14 protein-coding genes are annotated in these 23,736 nt (G+C 60.4%); 4 read left to right on the top strand and 10 right to left on the bottom strand.

Going from position 1 to position 23,736, the window contains the following annotated elements; translation table 11 throughout:
- Positions 1–53: 53 nt before the first annotated feature.
- The 4 genes from H7C18_RS28305 (at position 54) to H7C18_RS28290 (ending at position 11,462) form a co-directional block, all read left to right on the top strand.
- Positions 54–3,296, top strand: coding sequence for a carbohydrate-binding protein (locus H7C18_RS28305; protein ID WP_185132498.1), 3,243 nt, complete (start codon positions 54–56; stop codon positions 3,294–3,296).
- A 169-nt stretch (positions 3,297–3,465) separates the two neighbouring features.
- Entirely contained in the window at positions 3,466–4,434 is a 969-nt protein-coding gene (locus H7C18_RS28300; protein WP_185132497.1) for a C45 family autoproteolytic acyltransferase/hydrolase, read from the top strand.
- A 265-nt stretch (positions 4,435–4,699) separates the two neighbouring features.
- Positions 4,700–9,649 (top strand): S-layer homology domain-containing protein, encoded by a 4,950-nt coding sequence (locus tag H7C18_RS28295; protein WP_185132496.1) that lies wholly within the window; start codon positions 4,700–4,702, stop codon positions 9,647–9,649.
- 64 nt (positions 9,650–9,713) lie between these two features.
- A complete protein-coding gene (locus H7C18_RS28290) occupies positions 9,714–11,462 on the top strand; it encodes an O-antigen ligase family protein (RefSeq protein WP_185132495.1) in 1,749 nt (582 codons plus the stop codon).
- A gap of 81 nt (positions 11,463–11,543) precedes the next feature.
- Here H7C18_RS28290 and H7C18_RS28285 read toward each other — a convergent pair whose 3' ends face one another.
- From H7C18_RS28285 to H7C18_RS28240, 10 genes are all read right to left on the bottom strand, one after another.
- Positions 11,544–12,086 (bottom strand): HAD family hydrolase, encoded by a 543-nt coding sequence (locus H7C18_RS28285; RefSeq protein ID WP_202887567.1) that lies wholly within the window; start codon positions 12,084–12,086, stop codon positions 11,544–11,546.
- A gap of 22 nt (positions 12,087–12,108) precedes the next feature.
- On the bottom strand, positions 12,109–13,128 hold the full coding sequence (locus H7C18_RS28280; RefSeq protein ID WP_185132494.1) for a LacI family DNA-binding transcriptional regulator: 1,020 nt from the start codon (positions 13,126–13,128) through the stop codon (positions 12,109–12,111).
- Positions 13,129–13,372: 244 nt separating this feature from the next.
- Positions 13,373–14,188 carry a 5-deoxy-glucuronate isomerase gene (gene iolB, locus H7C18_RS28275; RefSeq protein ID WP_185132493.1) on the bottom strand — a complete coding sequence of 272 codons (816 nt, stop codon included), beginning with the start codon at positions 14,186–14,188 and terminating at the stop codon, positions 13,373–13,375.
- Positions 14,178–15,230, bottom strand: a complete 1,053-nt coding sequence (iolG, locus tag H7C18_RS28270; RefSeq protein WP_185132492.1) for an inositol 2-dehydrogenase — start codon at positions 15,228–15,230, stop codon at positions 14,178–14,180. The genes iolB and iolG overlap by 11 nt, the downstream gene beginning before the upstream one ends.
- Positions 15,227–16,105 carry a class II fructose-1,6-bisphosphate aldolase gene (gene fba / locus H7C18_RS28265; protein ID WP_185132491.1) on the bottom strand — a complete coding sequence of 293 codons (879 nt, stop codon included), beginning with the start codon at positions 16,103–16,105 and terminating at the stop codon, positions 15,227–15,229. The genes iolG and fba overlap by 4 nt, the downstream gene beginning before the upstream one ends.
- Positions 16,106–16,138: 33 nt before the next feature.
- Entirely contained in the window at positions 16,139–17,584 is a 1,446-nt protein-coding gene (locus H7C18_RS28260) for a CoA-acylating methylmalonate-semialdehyde dehydrogenase (RefSeq protein WP_185132490.1), read from the bottom strand.
- Positions 17,585–17,611: 27 nt separating this feature from the next.
- A complete protein-coding gene (iolC, locus tag H7C18_RS28255) occupies positions 17,612–18,619 on the bottom strand; it encodes a 5-dehydro-2-deoxygluconokinase (protein WP_185132489.1) in 1,008 nt (335 codons plus the stop codon).
- Positions 18,616–19,548 carry a myo-inosose-2 dehydratase gene (iolE, locus tag H7C18_RS28250; RefSeq protein WP_185132488.1) on the bottom strand — a complete coding sequence of 311 codons (933 nt, stop codon included), beginning with the start codon at positions 19,546–19,548 and terminating at the stop codon, positions 18,616–18,618. The genes iolC and iolE overlap by 4 nt, the downstream gene beginning before the upstream one ends.
- Positions 19,549–19,870: 322 nt before the next feature.
- A complete protein-coding gene (gene iolD / locus H7C18_RS28245) occupies positions 19,871–21,736 on the bottom strand; it encodes a 3D-(3,5/4)-trihydroxycyclohexane-1,2-dione acylhydrolase (decyclizing) (protein WP_185132487.1) in 1,866 nt (621 codons plus the stop codon).
- A 254-nt stretch (positions 21,737–21,990) separates the two neighbouring features.
- The gene (locus H7C18_RS28240; protein WP_185132486.1) at positions 21,991–23,706 is read right to left on the bottom strand and encodes a right-handed parallel beta-helix repeat-containing protein; all 1,716 of its coding nucleotides are present in this window, start codon (positions 23,704–23,706) and stop codon (positions 21,991–21,993) included.
- Positions 23,707–23,736: the final 30 nt, after the last annotated feature.

Raw genomic sequence — 23,736 nt, 5'->3', positions numbered from 1 at the left:
GCTGTATGTCGGCTTCGTCTTCCGCCCAATTTCATTATAATGGAGGGAATGTAATGAAACTGCTCAGCTCGAAGCCGGCCAGGTGGGGAACCTGGACGGTCGCGGTCGCCTTGGCCTGCTCTCCCCTGTCCGTCATCGGCCCGGCCCAGGCGTCCGCCTTCACGTCTTCCGATGCGGATACGGCGATAAAGGCGTTCAATTCCGCATTCTGGGACAGCAGCGCCAAGTACTTCTGGGCGAATTCCGGCCACGGCAACAGCTATCAGGGCTTCTGGGTCGAGGCGGAGCTCTGGGAGACGGTGATGGACGCGTACTTGAACACGTCCGACCCGAGCTTGAAGGCTTCCTTGCGAACGCAGATCGACGACGTCTTCGACGGCACGGTGGCCAAATACGGCGAGGATTGGACCAACAATCACTTCAACGACGACATCATGTGGTGGGCCATGGCAAGCGCAAGAGCTTACGCTATCACCAAGGAGCAGCGCTACCTGGACAAGGCGAAATACTACTTCGACTTCGTGTACGATACGCAGTGGAGCGACGACTTTGCGAACGGCGGCATCTGGTGGATGAACAGCGACCATTCGACGAAGAACGCCTGCATCAATTTCCCGGCGGCGGAAGCGGCGATTTTCCTCTATAACGACACGAAGGACGAGCACTACCTGGATGCGGCGGCCAAGATTTTCCGCTGGGGCAAGACGATGCTGACCGACGGCAACGGGAAAGTGTTCGACCGCATCGAAGTGAAGAACGGCGCCGTTCCGGATGCCACTCATTACAATCAGGGCACGTTCATCGGCGCGGCTGTCGGGCTGTACCAAGTCACCGGCAACAGCGTCTATCTGGATGACGCCGTGAAGGCGGCCGAGTTCACCAAGAGCCATCTGGTCGACGCTAGCGGCCTGCTGCGCTTCGAAGGCCCCAACGGCGACTTGAAGGGCGGCAAAACGATTCTGATGCGCAACCTCGCTTATCTCCAGAAGGCCGTTGACGAAACCGGCGGCGCCTACCAAGCGTTCGGAACCGAGCTGAACGACTGGCTCGCCTTCAATACGGAGACGGCCTGGAGCAATCGCGGCTCGAGCAATCTGGCAGACGGCAACTGGGCCGGTCAGCTGCTGGCCGGCACGTTCGACTCCTGGGGAGCGTCCGGCGCCGTCGAGGCGCTGAACGTGATCAAGCCGCAGACGGCCGAGCTCCATGTCGCCGACAAGGATCCGTATTCCAAAGTCGAGGCCGAAAGCTTCAACACGGGCACCGGCTTCCTTCTGGAAGGCAGTCCGGAAGGAACGATGCAGCTCAGCGGCATCCAATCCGGCTTCTACGCCGCCTATAAGAATGTAGATTTCGGAACGACGGGCGCGGCGGGCTTTATCGCCAGGGCGGCCAGCGGCACGGGCGGCGGACAGATCGAGATTCGTCTCGATTCTCCGGACGGCCCCAAGGTCGGCACCGTCGACGTGACGGGAACGGGCGGCTGGAACAACAATGCGGACTTCCCCGCCGCTTTGTCGGACGATCAAGGGCAGCCGGTCACCGTTACCGGGAAGCACGATGTCTACCTTCTTTTCAACAAAACGAACGACCCATACTTATTCAACCTGAACTGGTTCAAGTTTACGGCCGGCGATCCGACGCGGACCGACGCGTACGCCAGACTGAGCGCCGGCAACTTCGACGATAGCTCCGGGCTGAACAAGAACGCCGACAACGGTTACCTGGACACCATCCATGACGGAGCTTACGCATCGTATAAAGGAATCGACTTCGGAACCGGCGCGGCCGGCGTCACCGTCCGCGTCTCGAGCGGCAATCAGGGCGGCTCGATCGAGCTCAAGCTGGACAGCCCGGACGGCCCGACCGTCGGCACGGTGAACATCCCCGCCCAAGGAGGCTGGGACGACTGGTCCGAGATTATGGCCGCGATCGACGACACGCAAGCCGCCGGCGTCCATGATCTGTACCTAATCTTCCATGGAGCGGACGGAAGCGATTATCCGTGCAACCTCGACTGGTTCAGCTTCACGACCGTCAAAGGCAAGGAACAGGACGCTTCCGGCAAAATCGAAGCCGAGAGTTATTCGACCGGCGTGCAGTTCGGAACGGAGAACGGCGGGGGACAGACTTACTTGGCCGGCATTTACGGACCGAACAATCCTTATGCCGTCTACAATTACATTAACTTCGGAGACGCCGGCCCGGCCAAGCTGTACGTGAACGCCGCCAGCGACACGCAGGGCGGGACGATCGAAGCGAGACTGGACAGCCTGAACGGCCCGCTCATCTCTTCCGTCAACGTTACGGGTACCGGCGGCTGGCAGACGTTCCAGGTGTTCTCCGGGGACGTCGCTACTCCGGTTACCGGCAAGCATATCGTATACTTGCTATTCAAAGGAAGCGACTATCTGTTCAACCTCGACAAGTTCACCTTCGGCGATCCTGACGTTCTGACGAAGCCGGACGAACCGCCGACGCCTCCGACGGACAGCGTGGCTCCTGGCGAGGTCGAGCATGTGCAGACGATCCGGGAAGACGACCAGATTCGGCTGACCTGGGACGGGCCTTACGATATCGACGGCACGAAGACGATCATTACCGTTCTCCAGAACGGGCAGCAAATCGGAGAGCCCGCCATTGTGAATCGTGGCATTCAGACGGCCCTGCTCAGCGGACTTGCGGTTGACGAAGACTATACGATCGTCTTTAGGAACGTGGACACGTCGGGCAACGTCTCCCAGGGTCTCTCCATCGAGACGAAAAACGGCCCTTCCTTCTCGCTCGCTTCCGGCGGAAAAGCGGTGAAGGAAGGCAGTTCGATCGGCGACGGCACGCCGTTAAGCTTCCAGGTCACGGACGGCGTCTCCGAGATCGTCTCGGCCGTCGTCACGCTGGACGGCAAGGATTATCCGGCCTCCGGAGGCAAGACGACCATCGATCTGGCCGGCAATCTCGGCGACAAGACGGCGGTCGTGGAGCTGACGGATCGCGCGGGAAATCGGGTTCGGGCAACCCTCGCCTTCCATGTCGTTACCAGCCTGGACGACATCGGGCGGCTCCTCTCCCGCTACGCGGAATCAGGCGACCTGACCGGCCCGCTCGTTCCCCAGCTGACCAACGCGCTCGATCAAGCGAGGCAGCAGTTGGATAAAGGAAGCAAGGAGCAGGCAGTCAAGCATATGGAGGACTTCATTAAACACCTTAATAATAAAGCGCTAAGCGATCTGGTGTCGGCCGCAGCCAAAACGGCATTGAATGCCGACGCCCAATCACTCCTCTCCGCTTGGAAATAGAAGTCGCCATACGCTCGCCGCGCACCAGCCGCCGGCCCCTCGGGCCGACGGCTTTTTGATTGGACGGCCCAACCGAAGAGAGCACAAATGAACAGGCGGACTCGAATGCTTTTTAGGTAAGATGAAAGCATCGGAACCTTAATCCAAACCCGAAAGGGAGTTTTCAGAGATGGAAACGTTATGGAAGCGTTATTGGTTCAAACGCCTGCCGATCCTCGAACAGAATGCCGCGGCCTGGGCTGCCCATACCGAGCGGCACTGGAATCTCGAGCCCTACCGTCCGGCCGATCCGGTCCCGGCCGAGGAAGTCAAGCTTCTGATCCGACAGTTTATGCCGGAACTGCTCGCCGAATTCGAAGCTCTCGTGTCGGCATCGCCGGATCGTTCCGGTCAGGCTCAGATGATCGCCATGCATAATTTGCGGCCCTTCTTCTCGGGGTGCAGCAACTCGATTTCCCTCCGGTCGGGTTACCCGACCTTGATCCGGAACTACGACTTTGCCACCGACGGTTTCAGCGGCGTGTTCCGTTACGAGCCTACGCCGGACGGCGGGTGGATCATCGGTTCCGCCGAATGCGGCTGGGGCTATCTCGACGGCTTGAACCATCACGGTCTCGCCGTGGCCATCACGTTCGGCGGAAGCTTCGAAGTCGGGGACGGCTTCAGCATTCCCATCATCGTCCGCTACCTTCTGAGGACTTGCGCGACGGTTCCGGAAGCGGCGGAACGGCTGAACGCCCTTCCGCATCGCCTCGTACAGAACCTCTCCCTCTTGGACCGCGACGGGCGCTATTGCGTCGTCTACGCTTCGCCGGATCAAGTGACCGCGGAACACGGACTTCTCTGCTGCACCAACCATCAGCAGCGCATCCAAGAGTCGGGGCATGTTGAACACGGGACGGTCGAACGATTCGACCATCTCTTCAAGAGGGCGGGCGACGTATCTCCGGAGGTTTTTCTGGAACCCCCTCTGCACTCCAAACGGTTCTCCGATCAATTCGGCACCCTGTATACCGTCGAGATCGATCCCAGGTCCGGGACGGTTCACTATCATTGGCTTGAAGGCAGACAGCTACGGGTCTCGCCCGATTCGCCGGAGACGGAGTTCAGCATTGCGTTATCGGATAGGGAGGACTAACGAGCTGCCGCGGTTCGTCGTCCGCCAACACATGCTTATTAAGCTAAGGAAATATACACTGTCAGCCGCCGGCCCACAATGGCCGGCGGTTTCGTTTTGAGCATTCTGCCGGAGCGACTCGCACTCCTACCGATTCCTGCAATTATTTTACGTTCATTGAAAATTCGACAAAATGATCGACATTATTCGCCAATCTCCCACTCATTTCCATGATAGTATAAGGTCAGAGTGCCCATTTTTAGTGACTGCAGACGGAGGTCTATCGATGCAAAAACGTTGGCTGACAGGTTTACTGGCATTTATTCTGCTTTTTCCCCTTGCACTTCCCGTACATGCCGAGGATGCCCCGAATACGAGTACCGGCGATCCGCCGACGGTCGAACATCAATCCGATGTCTCGCAGACGTCCGATCAGCAGCTTCCTCTGCCTGACGAGAACGCCGATTCGCCGGACAACCTCTCCGCTGCTGCCATGGTTCCCGGAGTTATACAAATGGGAAGCATTGAAGGCTTTTCCCCATCCGAAGGAACCGTGAATATCCTGCAGCAGGGCATGAACCATAGCCTAAACATTGTAAGCGGCCAAGTCGATCTTCGACCTCTCGAATTGTCCGCGGACGCTCCCGTTCGGGTCGATCTGGTCGACAGTTATGTCAACGATCAAGGCGAAACGCTCGTTTATTTGGACTCCGTCGACTTTGCCTCCGGAGCGCAATTGCTGCAAACGGAAGAATGGCCGATTAGCGGTGACGCGGTACGATCGACGGTAAACTTGCCGGTCTCCCCTGGCGAGACCGACCGCAATCTGTATTTTGCGATCAACGGCTATCCATTAAAAATTCCTATTCATGATGCGGCTTCTGTCGCCTTGTTGGCCGAGCCGACGTCTCAGTTGGAAGTAGTTTACACCGGCACGGTCGGTCAGACAGGCTACCTCCTGCGAAAGACGGCGACCGTAGCAGCCGGCGGAGGAATTTCCTTTACGTCCGCCGATCTCGATGCCGCCTCCGAAATCTCAATGCCCGAGGGCAACGGACTAACGTATGTCCAAGCTCCCGGTTTCTTTGCCTATTTCCAAGCTGTAGACAAAATTAGAGTGACTAACGGGGCACAATATTCTTTCAACATCACGCAGACGATAAGCGGAGAAAACGGCATTCCGTATCTCTATTTTTGGAACAGCGCGCCTCTTCAAATAACGGAGGACAAAACGCTCAGCTTCGCCTCACCGAAGGTTGTCCCCACTTACGTTCATGCAAGCTCCGATAATATCAACGTCGTTTTTACCATCCAAAATGGCGATTTCCTTCTTAATGACATTCAGGAACAGTCAGGAATCGGAAATTCGGAAATCGAAACACTCGTTCAACTGAAGAACGACGCCGGGGATCTCGTTTATGACGAAACGAGCCAGCTAGGCTGGTGCTGCATCAATCATGCATTCGACCCGAAACTGCCCGGCGGCAGCTACAGCCTTAACGTCACCGTAAACTACCCGGGATTGCCGCAGCCTCTGACTCTCGACAAAGAACTTATCTTTCTCAATACGGACAGCTCGACCAATGGCCTCACCATTCAAGCGGAAGATGAAACGGGTCAAAGACTGCAGCACGCCCGAGTTTACTTGTTCTCTAAGCAGCCCCCTTGGGTCGATCGGGCGAACCAAGGCGAAACCAGCTATGGAACCGAGCTTCTCTATCAAGCCGACGCTAAAGAAGACGGATCGTTGTTCGTTCCCGACGCATACTTGCTGAAGGGACGTTCCTATGAGATGATCGTTGCCGGTTCGTCGGCGGACGGTAAATACGATGCGATCTATCACAATTCCTTTACCGGAGGAATCTCGGAGCTTCAATTCCGCGGGGGAGACTTGAAGCATTTGACGGTCTCCGCCTCGCAGGCGCATGAGCATGACAAGCTGCTTCTATCCGTTCTAGGCGATCAAGGGGAGTTATCCAGTTGGCCTCGGCCCCTGGAGTTTGACGGCAACCATCAAGCTGAGGTTTACATTCAGGGCGGCAGTAAGCTCTCCTTCTTTACCAAATTATATGACGCCGTTAGCGACACCGGTTATTTCCTGCACAAAGACGTTGATATAACGAATGACAAAAACCAAACGGCAAACCTGAACGGCGATATGATTCAAATTACGCTGCCGCAAGAAAATACCGCTAAGCTGGATGTCAATTACAGTTGGAGCGGCGAAGCCGACGACGCTTACACTTCTCGCTATCTGGTCAGTAAAGGAACGGACGTTGACGCCCGGTACGAGGTCGATGCCGACGGTTATCGTTACGAGTTCGAGAAATATTTAGGTCCTGTCGACCGGGATGTGGCACTAAGCTTTGGCCATACGTTTGCCGATCGCAATGCCTCGGCCTCGGTCACTTCCTATCGGGCGGGCGCGGTCAATCAGAAGGTTTATACCGATTACCGGGACGATCTGGATAATGAACTGAACGACGTCACGATGTTGGAAGTGGCTAAGATAACCCAGCGAATGACCGGAGAGGACATTTCCTTCTCCGTTAGCGGAGAAACCGGGCCGCAGACGATGACGATTCAGCGCTCTGCCGACGGAGTTTCCTATGCTCCGCTCGAACGCGCCGACGCGCAGACCTCGGCTCTAACCGGGGGCTTGTTGAACTATCGGCTGTACGATTCGCAGCAGTTGCCGATCGGCCAGCCTACAGCCGCAATATCGCCGCGCAGCGTTTCGCTCGACATTCCGAATCAATCGGGTGACTATTCGCTTCGTCTCGAACAACAGGCTTTTCCGAATGATCTCATTCGGCTCGATGAGCAAAGGAAGATATCGGTAACGGGAGAGCCGATCGCCAGCAAAGAGGTGACGATCGTATACCCTCCCGGCTATACCGCTGGCTCTTCCGATAGCTATGGCGAATTGTGGGAGGCCGGAAGCAGCGACGACGCAGTCCACTTGTTTATCCAAAACGGCAAGCTGATTCTGCCCGATACGTCGGCCATCGATCCCTTGAAGACTTATGTGCTGTCATTTATCGTTTCGGTCAAACCTCCTGGAGCTAGCTCGATCAACGGAACCTTGTACTTTAACCGGCAAACGCTGAGCGGAGCGGATTTGTTGCAGCTTGACAAAGTTGCCTATCCATCCGATGCTATTTCCGTAAAACCGGAAATCAGCGATTTGCCGAGCGACTTGACTGATACCATCGTTCAGTACCAATTTCCCGTCGAAAACCGAAGCCAGCCTTTCGCCGTTTGGAAAGGCAACATTAAGATCGGCAGCACTTTCTATTTCGACGATCTGCTGATGAAACCTGGCGACTTCTCCCTCGATGTGAAGGGAACGGACGGAGCGACGACTGGGTATCACATTCTGAAACGAATTCATGTCGATTCGTTCACCGGCCGTACGACCGTTTCGAGCTTTCCGCTGCATCGCATTCAATTGGAAGGAAAAAAGCCTTTCCTGGGTCTCGATATTGTCGACAGACCGGAAGAGGCCATATACCGAAGCTATTATAACGGAACCATGTTGAACCAAGCTTATCTTCCCGAAGGGGAACACACGATTCAAGTCGAGACAGCGTCACGCGATAACGGCGCAACCCCTTGGCTCTTGTTCTGGAAAACCGGCGCTCCTATACAAATCAATAGCGACAGATCCATTCCTTTCACGGGACAGGTGGATGTTGCGGCCTCGTCGCTCGCGGTCAGCAAGCAGCAGCAGAACGAACGGACCGTTCTCACCGTTACGCCGAATCTGATAAGCGGGAATTTGAAGCTAATAGGCGTAAACGTTGAATCCAAAGTCGATGACGGCACATATTCGAGCTCTGTGCAAGCCATGGTCACGATAACGGATGCCAACAACAATAAAGTGTACGAAGCCTTAACGGATTGGCAAAGACCGTTTGACATCGCCGCGCGTTTCCAAGCTGAAACGTATACATTGACGTTCCAGTTGCCAGTCGGGCCGAATGACGAGGTTGTCTTGAAAAGCACGTTTTCCGGGGCTTCATCGGACAATAATGACGGCGGGACGGGTGGAGGTTCCGGAGGCGGAGGAGGAATCGGCGGCGGCGGTGGCGTCACTTCTCCCGGCGGTGCCGAGACCGGATCGGCTGCGTCCAAAACCGTCGAGTTCGGCGCGAAAGATATTCCCGCTGCCGTGAATGGCGTCGTTTCGCTCGACATCGCGGACAACGAAACCGTGACGCTGCCCGCCGGCCTGTGGAGCAACGCGGAAGCCTCGAACGCCATTGAAGTCGTGACCAGCCGCGGCAAGGCGGTAATTCCGCCCGAGGTATTCGCCCAGCTTACAGGCTTGATCGGAAAAGTGGATTTGGCCGACGCGAAGGTATCCTTCTCCATGAAACCGATAAGCGGCTCGGACGCCGCCGCAAAAATGGAGGGGGCGCCAGGAACCACAGTCAAGCCGGTCGGCGACGTTTACGAGATGAAGTTGTTCATTACGACGAAAGCTGGCAAGTCGATTGCTCTGACCCAGTTCGTCAAACCGATCTCCCTGACGTTCAAGATGAACGCAGGCGCGGACAAGCAGTTGACGGGCATCTACTATGTCACCGACGAGGGAGCGCTGACTTATATTCCGGCGCACAGGGACGAAGGGACGCTTACCGCCGAAGTAACGCATTTCAGCGAATACGGCGTGTTCGAGGTACACAAGGAGTTCGGAGACGTCGGCTCCTCTCATTGGGCTCACGCTGCCGTTCAAGAACTGGCGGCCAAACAAATGGCTCAAGGGGTTACCTCCGACAGGTTCGAGCCGAACCGGCAGGTAACGAGAGCGGAGTTCACGGCGATGCTCGTTCGCGCGCTTGGCCTTAGCAGCGATAAGTCCCCTACTTTTGCTGACGTTCCCTCGTCGGCATGGTACGCTTCCGCAGTATCTGCCGCATACGAGAACGGACTCGTTCAAGGAGTAGATTCCGGCTCATTCGAACCGGCCCGGGAAATTTCCCGGGAAGAGATGGCCGTCATCGTCATGAACGCCTCCCGGTTGGCGCAGTTGAACGCAGCCGGCTCCGATCCGGCCGTCTTCAAAGACGCGGATCAAATTAGCGGTTGGGCTCAGGAACCGGTTCGGTCGGCTTCGGCGCTGGGGCTTCTCAAGGGAACGCAAGAAGGAAAGTTTGTCCCCAAGGGAGACGCGACACGAGCCGAAGCGGCTCAGTTGATCGTCAATTTGCTGCACCGCATCTCGGAATAGAGAGCGGAAGAGACCCGAGCGATCGGGTCTCTTCCCTTATCCCGCTCGGAAACGGATGATCCTCGTGAAAACTGTTCCATCCAGACAGGCAGGTTTATCGTCGCTATTGCTGGCTCTTTTTCTACTGGTCGGACCCTTGGTTCATGGTTTTTTGTTTGAAGCCGAGACGTGGTCCACCGCTATTATCGTCGCCGTCGGCTTTGTCTTCTTTCTGTGGATGGGAGCCGCTCCGCGCGGGATCCTTCCCTTGCTGCTTGCGGCTTTTCTCGCTATTTATACAGCCAGCGTCTTCTACGGAACGGACCATCGAGCAGCGCTGACAGGCGCGCTTGGAGCCTGCCTGCTTCTCCCCTTGCATTCGTTCGCTTCAGTTGCTACGTCCCAAATGATGAATCGCCTTTGGACGGTCTTCGTCTGGCTGCTTGCCGTCTCCGTTCCCGTCAGCGTCGCGATGGGCCGTTTCGTCAAGGGCCGATTGGCGGGATTTCTCGATTATGCCAATGGCTATGCCATTTTGTTGCTAGCCGGTCTGATTGTGGCTTACAGCTTGTATCGCACGGAACCGGCCCGGCACCGCTGGATGCCTCTGGCCTACTTCGCATGCGCCGGCGGCCTGGTGCTGACCGAGTCGCGAACGGCGTTTTTGTTTCTGCTGATCGTCTTGGGAGTGCTCGGCTTCTGGAACCGGAAAGTCTCTCGTTTTTCCTGGTTCCAGCTTGCCGCAGGCACTTCTCTAGGCATTATCGCCGCCTTGACGTACCAGCTTTCGCCGTGGCTGCCGGTCCCTTTCGCTGCCGCAGCTGTTTGGTTATCGGTTCGGACGAGAGACACAGCGGCGACCCGAAGGGCCTATGCTCCGGCCCTGATCGCGTCCGTTCCGCTTACCCTGGCTGTCGCCTTCATGTCCAATTCCGGGCTGGCTGCCCGGTGGTCCTCCTTTTTATCGAAAACAGGCGAAGGATATGCGCGGCTCGTCTATGCCCACGACGCCTGGTCGATGATTCGGAAATCGCCGATCTGGGGATACGGCGCAGGCGGCTGGACGAATTTCCAATATCGCTATCAAACCGCCGATTATTATACGGAGTACGTTCACAATCATCTGCTCCAGTTGATGACCGAAGTGGGGGGAATCGGCCTGCTTCTGTACGTTGCCGCCTTCGCCTTCCTGATAGCAGAGGCCGTTCGAAAAGCCCGTCTTGCAGAAGGAGATGCTGCGTTCGCGATTCGCTGCCGCCTGCTCGCGTGCTTCACCCTCTTCTTTCACAGCCTGACGGACTTCACTTTTTCCTACCCTTACCTGCTCGGTCTGGCGTTCGTGCTGGCGACTGTACCTTCCGGTTCCGGCGCGATTTCGCCCCAGGAGAAAATTCCAGTACGCAAAATCGCTTTTACGGCAATTGCCGCCATTACGGTCGCCGTTGCGACTCTGCTGCTGCTGTCTTCCGCCTACGAGGGCGCCGTGGACAAAGCGCTTGCCTCCGGCCGCTCAGCCGATGCCATTCATTGGCTGGACCGCAGCGCGCGAATCGCCCTTTTTGCCGACCGGATTCATGACCGGAAAGCGCGGCTTTATTATAAAGCCTTCCTAAGCAGCCGGGATCGCCGATACTTGCAAGTGGCCGAAACGGAAAACGAAAAGTCGCTAACAGCCGCTCCACAGAATATCTGGTACTTAAAGCTGAAAAGCGACATTCTGTGGGAGCTTGGCGACCGCGATACCTCCGTCTCGCTTTTGAGCAGATTGGCCGGGCAGAACCGTTTCATCCAACAATGGCAAGCGGATCTGCAGAGCAGAAGCCAGGTCGGTTAGGAACTGCCGATAAACAAAGACCGTCCCTTGCCCGATGCCGGACGAGAGGCGGTCTTCCTATTCTCATAGGATGAACTGGAGTTACGGAAGCTTCGCGTTCAGCGTCTCGGCGAGCTCCAGCAGTTCGAGCGGCTCGCGAATCGTGTAGTCGGGACGCTGGCTGTCGTCGGCGGGCTCGTGCGGGTAGCGCGACGTCCAGCTCTGGAAGATGCTCGTGATGCCGAGCGCGTTCGCGCCCTTGACGTCGCGTGCCAGGTTGTTGCCGACCATCGCCACCCGGCCGAAGGCCGAAGCGTCCAGCCCGATCGCGCCGATCGCCGCCAGGAACATACGGGCATTCGGCTTCTCCGCTTTGACGTTCTCCGAGTTGATCATGGCCGTAAAACAGTCATAAAAGCCGTGCTGGATAAACATATTTTTGAACGATTGCGCCAGTCCGTCGGCCACCAGCACGAGCGTGTAGCCCCGCTCGTACAGCGTGCGGATCATGACGTCGGCTCCCGGAATCACATCCGCGCGGATGACGACTCCGTTTTCGTCGCGGATTTCGGTCGTCTCGTCGATAATCGTATCTCCGCTGTCCAGGAACAGAATCAGCCTTTTGTCGCTGCTTGCTTCTTTCAAGATGTGTCTCTCACTCCTTCAATTAGCCGATGGCATCGGGCGGCGGGGCCGTCGATTCCCGAACGATCAGCTCGGGCTCCATGACGAAGCGCCGCCGCTCCGGGCCGCCTGCTTCCGGCTCTCCGATCAGCAGCTCCAGCGCCTTGCCGACAATCCGATCCAGCGGCTGAGCGATGGTCGTCAGCGCCGGATCGGTCACTTCGGCCAGAATCGTATTGTCGAAGCCGACGACGGACAATCCGCCGGGAACCCGAATGCCGAGCCGCTTCGCCGCCCGCAGCGCCCCCGCCGCCAGCATGTCGTTGCAGCAGAACAACGCGGTCGGACGATCGGGGCGGCGCAGCAGCTCGCCCGCGGCCCGCTCCCCGTCCGCGACGCTCGTCTCGCAGACGAGGATGTCCGCCTCGGCTAGTTTTAGCCCCGCTTCAGCCAGCGCCTCCCGAAAACCGCGCACCCGGTCCTTGCTGCTCGTCACTTTGGCGTTCTCGGCCAGCACCGCCAGCCGCCGATGCCCGAGTCCGAGCAGGTGACGTGCCGCTCCCGCCCCTCCCGACCGGTCGTCGGTCAAGACGCTGCTTGCGGGGAGAAGATCGGAGCCGCGGGCGATCATCACGAGCGGAACCGACTTCTCCTTCAGCTGGGACAGCGCGCCGGACCCGCCGAGCCCGGTGCCGATCATGAGCCCGTCCACGCGCTTGCGCTTCAGCAGCCGGATGTAGCGCTCGATCCGCTCGTCCTTGTTGTCCGTGCTGCAGGCGATGACGCTGTAGCCGGCCTGGTGCGCGTGGTCTTCCACCAGCCGCGCGATCTCGGCGAAAAACGGGTTCGCTACGTCCGGCACCAAAAGGCCCAGCGTATACGTTTTTTTGCCCATGAGAGCGGAAGCGAGAACGTTCGGCCGGTAGTTGAGCCGCTCCATCACGGCGCGGATCTCTTCCCGCTTCTTCGCGCTCACCTTGCCTTTGCCGTTAATAACGTTCGACACGGAAGCGATGGACACGCCCGCCTCCTTGGCCACGTCGTAGATCGTCGTCTCTCTCATGGTCTCCCCCGTCATCGGTCGGTTCCGGGACTCGTCTCGTCCGCCGGTCCCTTTTCGGCTATTATCCGTCGATTCGGCTCCCGTTGCAACTTCATAATTTATTGCGAGCGGGCACTATCTCCAAAGCGATTCTAGGCATCGCCAACCGAGTTAACGTCAGAAAGCAATAACATGCGCCAATTAGCGTATTCGCAAGCCGAGTTAGTGTCAAAAGGCAATAACACGCGCCGTTAAGCTACGAGCTTTAAACTCCCTTGGGCTTCACGATCCACTCGTGATCCGGGTCGTTATGGAACTTCCACTGCCGGATCGGGCCGGCCATGACGTTCAAGTAGTAGACGTCGTAGCCGGGCGGCGCGGATACCGGATGGTAGCCGCACGGAACGAGCACGGCTTCGCCGTCGCGCGGCGCCAGCGTCTCGTCGAGCGAGCGGTCGTCGGTATAGACCCGCTGCACCGCAAAGCCTTGGCCCGGCTGAACCCGGTAGTAATAGGTCTCCTCCAGCAGCGACTCCTCGGGCAGCGCGTCCCGATCGTGCTTGTGCGGAGGATAGCTGGACCAGTGTCCGCCCGGAGTGAACACCTCGACGACGAGCAGGCTGTCCGCCGGCTTCTGCTCCGGCAAAATATTGTGAATGTAACGCAGCGTGTGCCCTTCCCCGCGCTCCTCGAAGCCGACGTCCTCCGGCCCGATCAGCCGCGAGGGATACGTTCCGGCACCCGGCGCCCAGCAGACCGCCAGCTCCAGCTCGGTCACCGCCTCCACGTCGAAACGGTTGCCGCTCGGAACGTAAACGGTGTAAGGCGGAATCCGCTCGAACACGTTCATCCGCCGGCCGATCCCTTCCCACTGCCCGTCGGCCGTGCTCGCATTCGCTTTGCCGCTCAGCAGCACGAGAGCCGCTTCGCGCTCGCCCGTCTCCCGCAGCAGACGCTGCCCGGGTCGCAACCGATACACCTCAAAACCGACATACGTCCACCCCGCCGACTCCGGCGTAACCGCAAGCACGCGCCCGTCCGCGTCCGGCGCGGTCTGCGGCACGATCAGTTCAGACGCCATGACCCAGTCCCTCCTTCAGCTTCTCGATCTCGGACAGCTTCACGGGCCGGCCGCTCTCCAGCGACAGCTTGGCGGCCAGCGCGATCCGCTCCGCCTGCCATGCGTCGCCGCCGTCCACCGGCACCGGCCGGCCTTCCCGCAGGCATTCGACGAATTGAACGGCCTCGTCGACGTAAGCCCCCTGGTATCGCTCCAGGAAAAAATACAGCGGCTTCTCGCTCACGACGCCGCTCCCGTTGCTGACGACGGCCGTGCTCGGATAATCGTTGGACGCCGCGACCGAGCCGCCGGAGCCGAATACTTCCGCCCGCTGGTCGTAGCCGTATACCGCCTTCCGGCTGCAGTCGATGACGCCGAGCGCGCCATTCGCAAACTTCAGCGTTACGATCGCCGTGTCCACGTCGCCGTGAACCGCGAAGACCGGGTCGATCAGCACGCCGCCCTGGGCGTACACTTCCTCGACCTCGCTGCCGGACAGGTAGCGGGCCATGTCGAAGTCGTGGATCATCATGTCCATGAAAATACCGCCCGACACCTTGATATAAGCCTCCGGAGGAGGGCTGGGATCGCGCGACGTAATCTTGACCACGTGGGGGTCGCCGATCGCGCCGGCGAGCACATGCTCGCGAACTCGCTTGAAATTATGATCGAAGCGGCGGTTGAAGCCGACCTGCAGCTGCACGCCGGCGACGCGAACCGCTTCGAGCGCTTCCTCCGTCTGCGAGAGGTCCATGCTGACCGGCTTCTCGCAGAAAATATGCTTGCCCGCCGCGGCCGCCCGCTTAATGAGCGGAACGTGAGTGTCCGTGGACGAACAGATAAACACGGCGTCGATATCGGGATCGGCGAGCAGCTCCTCGCTGTCCTTCGTCACTTTGCCGATGCCGCGGAGCGCGGCCCATTCCCGCAGCTCTTCCCCGGCGAACAGATCGCTGACGCCCGCTACGACCGCTCCCGGAACGCCGCGCAAGTTGTCGGCGTGAATTTTCCCGATGCGCCCGGCTCCGATAATGCCGATGCGGATCAATCTCGTATCCGTCATGTCCGTTTCTCCTCCGCTTTTCCCGAGCTGCCGAACAGCCGCATTTTGGCGCGGACGGCGGCTTCCACCGCCTCGCGCGCCGGAATCAGATAGTGCCGGGGATCGTACGTCTCCGGGTGCTCGCCCAGGTAAGCGCGGATCGCGGCGGTGAAGGCGGCCTGATTGTCCGTATTCACGTTGATCTTGGCGGTGCCCGCTTCGATCGCCCGAACGATCTCTTCGTCCGGCAAGCCGCTGCCTCCGTGCAAGACGAGCGGCAGCCCCGTCCGTTCGCGGATCAGCCGCATCCGCTCGAAGCCGAGCTTCGGCTGACCGCGATACGGCCCGTGCACCGACCCTAACGCGGGTGCGAGGCAATCGATGCCGGTCTCCCGCGCCAGCCGGACGCATTCCTCCGGAACGGCGTACGCCGCCTCGGCTTCGTCCACGTTCAGATCGTCCTCGCGGCCGACGATCCGCCCGAGCTCCGACTCCACGGAAGCGCCGAGAACGTGCGCCGCCTCCGTCACGCGGGACGTCACGGCGATGTTCTCCTCCAGCGGATGATGGGACGCGTCGATCATGACCGAGGTGAAGCCGGCCTTCAGCGCCCGGATGCACACTTCATAGGAAGTGCCGTGATCCAGGTGCAGGGCGACCGGAACAGTGACCGCTTCTTGTTCCAGCAAGGCGTTGACCATGCCGGCGATGCAGGGCAGGCCGCCCATATAAGGTATATAGGCTTCGCTGACGCCCAGGATGACCGGGGATCGCTCCGCCTGGGCCGCCCGAAGAATCGCCTGCGTAAATTCCAGGTTGTTCAGATTGAATTGCCCGACGGCGTAGCCGCCGTCAACCGCCGTACGCAGCATGGCCGTCATCGACACAAGTGCCATCGCCTCAAGCCTCCCCTTCCTTGCGAACCGGCTTTACCAACGCGCGGTTACCATTTTTTTGCGGGTGTAGAACTCAATGCCGTCCGGTCCGTTCGCATGGAGATCGCCGTAAAACGACTTTTTCCAGCCGGAGAAAGGGAAGAACGCCATCGGAGCCGGGACGCCCAGGTTGATGCCGAGCATGCCCGCGTCTATGCCCTCGCGGAACTGGCGCACGCTGCTGCCGTTCGTCGTGAAAAGACAAGCCCCGTTCGCGAATTCGGAACGGTTCGCCAGCGCGATCGCCTCATCCAGCGTATCGGCGCGGGCGACGGACAGGACGGGCGCGAAAATTTCGTCCCGCCAAATTTTCATCTCGCCGGTGACCTGATCGAAGATCGTCGGTCCCACGAAGTAGCCGGGCTCGGAGATTGCCCCGTCCTTGCGGCCGTCGCGGACGAGCGTTGCGCCTTCGGCCTCGCCGGCTTCGATGTAGCCGAGCGTCCGATCCTTGTGCGGCGCGCGGATGACCGGGCCGAGGAACACGCCGTCCTCCAGGCCGTTGCCGATCGAGATCCGATCCGCGGCTTCGGTCAGGCGGCGCACCAGTTCATCCCCGATCCCTCCGACGGCGACGACGACGGCGCATGCCATGCAGCGCTCGCCGGCCGAGCCGAAAGCGGCGCTGACGATCTCCTTGACAGCCAGGTCGAGATCGGCGTCGGGCATGACGATCGTATGGTTCTTGGCGCCGGCGAGCGCCTGCACCCGCTTGCCGTGGGCGGTACCGGTCCGGTAGACGTACTCGGCGACCGGCTGCGAGCCGACGAAGGACACCGCCTGAATGCCCGGATGCCCGAGAATGCCGTTCACGACGTCGCGCGCTCCGTGCACGATGTTGAACACGCCGTCCGGCAGGCCTGCTTCATGAAGAAGCTCGGCAAGCCGATTGGCGAGCAGAGGGGTCCGCTCCGACGGCTTCAGCACGAACGTGTTGCCGCAAGCGATGGCGAGCGGGAACATCCAGCAGGGCACCATCATCGGAAAATTGAACGGAGTAATCCCGCCCACAACGCCGACCGGATACCGGTACATGCCGGATTCGAGGCTCGTCGCGATGTCGGGGAGCTGCTTGCCCATCATCAGCGACGGAGCGCCGGCGGCGAATTCGACGCATTCGATGCCGCGCAGCACTTCGCCGCGGGCTTCGCCAAGGCTCTTGCCGTTCTCGACCGTGATCAGCCGCGCCAGCTCCTCCCAATGGTCGACAAGCAGCTGCTGATATTTGAACATGACGCGCGCCCGACGAGGCACCGGGGTGCGGCTCCACGAAGCGAACGCCTCGCGGGCCGCGCTTGCCGCGCGGTCCACATCCTCCTGCGTCGACAGCGGCACCTTCGCGATGACCTCTCCCGTCGCCGGATTGTATACGTCCTCCGTTTGCGTGCCGATGGCTTCGACCCACCGGCCTCCGATCCAATTTTTCAACGTATCCGCCATTTGGTTATCCCGCTCCTTCAGGCCGCTTCAGCCGGCCGTAATCTCGCCGCGTTCGCAGCGTTCGATGTAGTCCTTCACCTGGGTCTCCGTCGGCATCGCGTCCGAGCAGCTGTGGCTGGAGATGACGATGCACGCCGCAGCGCTGCCGAACTCCATGCTCCGCTCGATGGTCCAGCCGGAAAGCAGCCCGTGCAGGAAGCCTGCGGCGTACGAATCTCCCGCCCCGAACGTCTTCACGACCTTCGCCGGGAACGAGCGAGCGCGGTGCTCCCCGCCGTCCTTCGTATAGGCGATCGAGCCTTCCTTGCCATGCTTGATAATGACGATGCCGGCCTTGCAGCCGAACCACTTCTCGGCGGTATACCGGTCGCTCCGGTCCGGGTTGCGCTCGAACCGCTCCATCTGATCGAACTCTTCCCGCGTACCGACGATAATGTCGCTTTTCTCCGCCGCCAGATTGCAGTAGGCCGCCGTCTCCTCCGGGGATTTCCACGTATAAGGCCGGTAATCGATATCGAGCACGACGACGGTTCCGTGCTTGCGCGCGTAATCCAGCGCCAGCAGCGCCGCTTCGCGGGACGGGCTGGCCGCCAGCGCCGTGCCCGAGACGAGCAGCATCCGGCTGGAAGCGATTAGCTCCTCGCTCACTTCGGTCGGCGAGAGCTTGAGGTCGGCGGCGTTGTCGCGGTACATCAGAATGCTGCAGTCGGTCGGACTCTTGATCTCCGTGAAGGCGAGGCCGGTCACCGCGCCCGTCTTGTCGGTCACGACGTTCCGGGTATCGATGCCTTCGCGCGTCAGATAGCCGTGAATGAAGCGGCCCATCTGATCGTCCGCGATTTTGCCGATGAACGCCGTCTTGCGGCCGAGCCGGCTCATGCCGATCGTAATGTTGGCCGGGGAGCCTCCGACATACTTCGTAAAAGTCATCGTTTGCTCCATCGGCCGGTTGATCTCGTTCGCGTTCAGATCGATGCAAAGCCGGCCGATGGCGACGAATTCAAATTCGCGGCCTTCCGGGAAAATGACGCTCACGCTTCTCCCTCCTTAATTGCAGGAGCCAGCTTCGCCAAATACTCGATCGCCCGCTCCGCATATTCGCGCGCCGGATGCAGCGCCGGATCCTGCTCTCCCTCCAGCATCGCCCAGCCGTCGTATCCGCGCCGGACGAGCTCGCCGACGATCGGCGCAAAGTCGATGCAGCCGTCGCCCGGGACCGTGAACACGCCGTCGCGGATGCAGGAGATGAAGTCCGCCCCCGTCTCGCGGGCTTTCCGCAGCGATTCCGGCCGGACGTCCTTCAGATGGACGTAGGCGACGCGATCGAAATGCTTGCGCAGCAGCGCCAGCGGATCCGCGCCGCCGTACAGGGCATGGCCGGAATCGAACAGCAGGAATACCGCTTCCGGATCGGTCAGCTCCATCAGCCGGTCGATCTCTTCCGGCCGCTCGACGGCCGTGCCGCCGTGGTGGTGGTACGTCAGCTTAAGGCCGTGCTCCCGCGCGATCCGTCCGGCCGCGTTCAAGCCTTCGGCCAGGCTGCGCCAGCCGGCTTCGTCCAGCCGCAGCACCTCTTTCTCGTGCGGCGTTCGGCGCGGATCGAAGTGCAGCGAGCCGCCGACCTCGCACGTGCTGATCACCTTGCTGCCCATCTCTTTCAGAAAAAGCACGTGACGCCGGTAAGCCTCCAGCTCCTGCTCGCGGTAAGCGGGATCGGAGAACAGCACCGATTTCCACTGCGAGACGAGCTGAATGCCGCGCTTGGCCAGCACCTCTTTGAGCAGCCCGATGTCGGTCGGGTATTTGCGCCCCATCTCGGTGCCGGCGAGGCCGAGCGATTGCATGTCGTCGAGAATCTGTTCGTAAGTCGTGTCGTCCCCGTGCTCCTTGACGTCCTCGCCGACCCAGTTGATCGGATGGGCGCCGAGCCGGAACGGATACGGAAGCGCCGATGCGTCCGCCATGTTGGTGGCCTCCTTTTATTCGGGAGTATGCTAAGTGAATGGGGCGGGCGGAAAACCATCTGGCCGGGTCGCCATTCCCGGCTTCGCCGGCTAAGCGAAAACTGCAAAAGTGCAGGAATTTCAAGCGATATTACCGCTTATTTGCTAAATACCTGCAAAAGTGCAGGATTTCTCCCCGTTTACCCGCCCAGGTCCGCTATTGCCTCTAAAATAACTGCATTTTTGCAGGTTTAAGGGTTCGTCGTTTGAGTCGAGAACAAATTCCTGTATATTTGCAGGCCTTGGTCGCCCATCCACCGGAAAGATCCCGTTTCGCCTGCCGTCAGTAAGGCTTCGCCAGCCCGATCTGACGTTTCATCTCGGCATGCGCGGCGACGACTTTGTCGCTCTCCGACACTTCCGGAACGCCGACGTTCCACCACGACTCGTAACCGTCGGTGTTCGTGCCGGGCAGCACCGGGATCTCGATCAGCGTCGTGCGCGTCTCCTGGCGAGCGGCAACCAGCGCCGCGCGCAGCTCATCGGTCGTCCGGGCCGTGTAGGTCGCCGCCCCCAGGCTGCGGGCGTGACCGGCGAAGTCGACCGGAAGGTAGCTGCCGGTATATCGGTTCGTTGCGGCTTCCCGGTAGCGGAATTCGTTGCCGAACCCGTCGCTGCCGTGGCCCCGCTGCAGGTTGTGGATGCATTGGAAGCCGTGGTTGTCGAACAGCAGCACCGTGATCTTGCGGCCCTCCTGCAGGCTGGTGACCAGCTCGGAATGGAGCATCAGGTAGCTGCCGTCGCCGACGACGGCGTACACGTCGCGGTCCGGCTCCGCCAGCGCGGCGCCGAACGCCCCGCTCACCTCGTAGCCCATGCAGGAAAAACCGTACTCTAGATGGTAGTTGGCCGGCTCTTCCGCGCGCCACAGCCGCTGCAGGTCGCCCGGCAAGCTTCCCGCCGCGCACACGATGACGGAGCGCGGGTCGATCGTCTCGTTGATGACGCCGAGAGCACGGGTTTGCGCCAAGCCATCTTCCCGTTCCAGCGCGTACAGCCGGTCGATCTCGGCTTCCCACTCGCCGCGGACAGCCGCCACTTCTCCGTCTGCATAGCCGGCCGAGTAGCCTTCCGTCTGCAGCGCTTCTTTCAGAGCAATGAGCGCCGTCTTGGCGTCGGCCGCGAGCGCCGCGCCCTCCAGCTTGGCGGCGTCCATGGCGTTCACGTTAAGGTTTAGAAACTCCGCTTCCGGATTCGAGAAAGCCGACTTCGAAGCAGTGGTGAAGTCGGAGTAGCGCGTTCCGACGCCGATGATCAGATCGGCGTCCTTCGCCAGCTTGTTGGCGGCCAATCCGCCGGTCACCCCGATGCCGCCGACCGCGAGCGGATGCCGCCACGGCAGCGAGCCTTTGCCCGCCTGCGTCTCGCCGACGGGAATGCCGAACGCTTCGGCGAACGCTTTAAGCTCCGCCGTCGCCTCCGAGTACCGGACCCCGCCGCCGGCGATCAGCAGCGGCCGCTTCTTCGAGCGGATCAGTTGGACGGCCCGTACCAGGGCGGCCGCGGTCGGAACGCGGCGCTCCACGTAATGGACGCGCTTCTCGAAGAACGACGCCGGATAGTCGTACGCCTCCGTCTGCACGTCCTGCGGCAGCGCCAGCGTCACCGCGCCCGTCTCCGCCGGGTCCGTCAGCACCCGCATCGCGTTCAGCGCCGCGCTCATCAGCTGTTCCGGCCGAACGATCCGGTCCCAGTAGCGGCTGACCGGCTTGAAGCAATCGGTCGCCGACACCGTGTAGTCGCTGCCGACTTCCATCTGCTGCAGCACCGGATCGGGCTGACGCGAGGCGAAGTTGTCGCCCGGAAGCAGCAGCAGCGGGATGCGGTTGACCGTCGCCGTGCCCGCCGCCGTCACCATATTGAGCGCGCCCGGTCCGATGGAGGACGTGCAGGCGTAAATCCGCCTCCGGTTCGCCTGCTTGGCGTAAGCGGTTGCAGCGTGGGCCATCCCCTGCTCGTTTTTGCCCTGCACATAGACGAGGTCTCCCGGACTTCTCTCCAGCGCCTCGCCGATCCCCGTCACGTTGCCGTGCCCGAAGATGCCCATGACACCCGTTACGAACTTCGTCTCGACGCCGTCGACCGAGATATACTGCCGATCCAAAAAGCGGATCAGCGCTTGCGCCATCGTCAACCGTATAGTCGTCATACGCACTCTCCTTCAACATGAGATTAAGCGCTTCACTCATTGTGCCAATGACTCCAATATACCTCCACTTCGAGAAAAGGTAAAGCGCTTAACGACAAAAAGATAAATTATTTTATGTCTGCGGAGCGGCGGATATGCTCAGAGCGGCTCGCGCTGAGCATAACTTCGTCCAAACGCCTAAAATCGTGCCGAACCGACACGCCCGGACGCTTAATCTTCGTTCCGTTCCGTTGACCGTTGCTTTGGCGCCCGCTTCATCTACCGCTGCTTCGGATGACATTGTCCCCCACAATAGCGTCCGGGCAAGCCGTCAGGCGGACGGCGTCCGCGGGAGATTGAATCTCAGCCGAGAAGGCGCCATAAAGCCGCAGCTCGTTGCTTCGGAACCGGATCGACGCGGCGCTCCGCGCTTCGAGCGCCAACCCTTCGCGCATCTCGAAGCGATTGCTCTCGATCGCGATGCCGCTGTGAACCGGATGTTCTTCGTCCGTCTCCGCAACCTCGGGCGTGATCGCGATAACGGGAAAATCCGCCCCGCCGCACTCCGCGAACCGGTTGCCGCGAATCGCCATCTCCCGCACCCGGCCGGATTCGTACCAGTTCTCGGCTTCGCAGGTGACGAGAACCGCGTTCATGATCATTCCCTCGAACTCGTTGTTCTCGATCGTCGTCGGGCGCCGGGTCGTAGCCAGAACGCCGCGCGTCGGAATGCGCGCGAACGTATTGCCCTCGATGCGCACTTCCGGCGTCCATGTCACATTCTCCACGGCGTCTCCCTCTCCGACGCCGTCCGGCAAATCTTCCCGCAGCGTGAGCACGATCTCTCGCGGCGAGACGAGCTCGGCGCGCTCGACCGTCCCCGTGCCGCAAGCCGCAAGCGAACGGCTCCGCACGAATTCGAGGTCGTCGCCGGGGTAGAACGCGTCGAAGCCATACGTTTGCGGGTGCATGAACCGCACGCGAAGCCGGCGAGGGCCGAGACGCTCGATCACTCGCAGGAACGTTCCGTGCACGTTGATGCCGTCGTCGTGCAGCCCATCGAAGCGGCAGCCCCGGATATCGACGCGGCCCCTGCAGCCGGACAGATGGATGCCGTCCGCGAAGCCCGCGACGGTCCGGCCGGTCTCGGGGCGCGGAGCGATCGTCACCGCATCGAAGCTCATGTTCTCGCTGAATTGGCCGACGACGCCGAGCCCGTGCATGAAATGAAGCCCGACATCGGCGAACGCCGTGTTCCGGCTCTGCCGGATCAGGACGCCCACCTGGTCGCGGATGCCGTCCCGCGCTTGAAGCACTCTTCCGGCGGTCTGCACAGGATCGAAGTCGAACCGCAGCCGCAGAAGAGACGGCTCCAGCTCCTCGGCGGAAGAGGCCCGCTCGAACCAGTTGTCGATCCGCCAAGTCCGGTTCGTCGCCGGATCGTATTCCTGCATCGGCCCCCCGAGAAAGCGCCAGCCGGGCCCAACCCAATAAAACCTGCCGTCCGCAAACTCATAACGGCTGTCCCGATGAACCCGCACGTCCATCAAACCGCGTCCGATCCGCTCCACCGTCATCTCGACGACGGTGGGCCGCTCATAGTCGAAGCCGACGTTCCGAATCGCGACTCCTTCGCATTCGTCGATAACCAGCATCGTCATCTTGGCGTGGAAGACGCACAGCGCCCCTTGTCCGTCCAGCGTAAAGTCCGACAGCCCCCGCAGCCAGATCCCGAGCGTCTTCGTAACGTCCGGATTTTCCTCTTCGCTGGCCGTATTCGTAATGTAAAGAGGCACTTTCGCCGCCTGCTCCGCGAAAAAATCGTAACGTCCCGGTTCGCATACCAGCCGAACCGGCCCTTCTAGCCGAGAGGCCGCCTCAAGCGCCCGCCTCATGGCCGGCAGCGCATCCCGGCCCGAATTCGGCTCCGCGCCGAAATCCGCCAGCCGAATGATCGTCGCTGCGGCTTGCTCCGCTTTTACCCCGCTCATGGTCTCGCCCCTCCATCCTTCCGCTGCCCT

This window comes from Cohnella zeiphila, assembly GCF_014212055.1.
Taxonomy (GTDB): Bacteria; Bacillota; Bacilli; order Paenibacillales; family Paenibacillaceae; genus Cohnella; species Cohnella zeiphila.
Note: the sequence above shows the minus strand (reverse complement) of the source record. Positions and strands in the feature narration are given on the sequence as shown.

Bases quoted from the DNA above. Each gene is read 5' to 3' on its own strand.
- H7C18_RS28305 (WP_185132498.1), top strand. From the start codon at position 54: ATGAAACTGCTCAGCTCGAAGCCGGCCAGGTGGGGAACCTGGACGGTC.
- H7C18_RS28300 (WP_185132497.1), top strand. From the start codon at position 3,466: ATGGAAACGTTATGGAAGCGTTATTGGTTCAAACGCCTGCCGATCCTC.
- H7C18_RS28295 (WP_185132496.1), top strand. From the start codon at position 4,700: ATGCAAAAACGTTGGCTGACAGGTTTACTGGCATTTATTCTGCTTTTT.
- H7C18_RS28280 (WP_185132494.1), bottom strand. From the start codon at position 13,128: ATGAGAGAGACGACGATCTACGACGTGGCCAAGGAGGCGGGCGTGTCC.
- iolB (WP_185132493.1), bottom strand. From the start codon at position 14,188: ATGGCGTCTGAACTGATCGTGCCGCAGACCGCGCCGGACGCGGACGGG.
- iolG (WP_185132492.1), bottom strand. From the start codon at position 15,230: ATGACGGATACGAGATTGATCCGCATCGGCATTATCGGAGCCGGGCGC.
- fba (WP_185132491.1), bottom strand. From the start codon at position 16,105: ATGGCACTTGTGTCGATGACGGCCATGCTGCGTACGGCGGTTGACGGC.
- H7C18_RS28260 (WP_185132490.1), bottom strand. From the start codon at position 17,584: ATGGCGGATACGTTGAAAAATTGGATCGGAGGCCGGTGGGTCGAAGCC.
- iolE (WP_185132488.1), bottom strand. From the start codon at position 19,548: ATGGCGGACGCATCGGCGCTTCCGTATCCGTTCCGGCTCGGCGCCCAT.
- iolD (WP_185132487.1), bottom strand. From the start codon at position 21,736: ATGACGACTATACGGTTGACGATGGCGCAAGCGCTGATCCGCTTTTTG.
- H7C18_RS28240 (WP_185132486.1), bottom strand. From the start codon at position 23,706: ATGAGCGGGGTAAAAGCGGAGCAAGCCGCAGCGACGATCATTCGGCTG.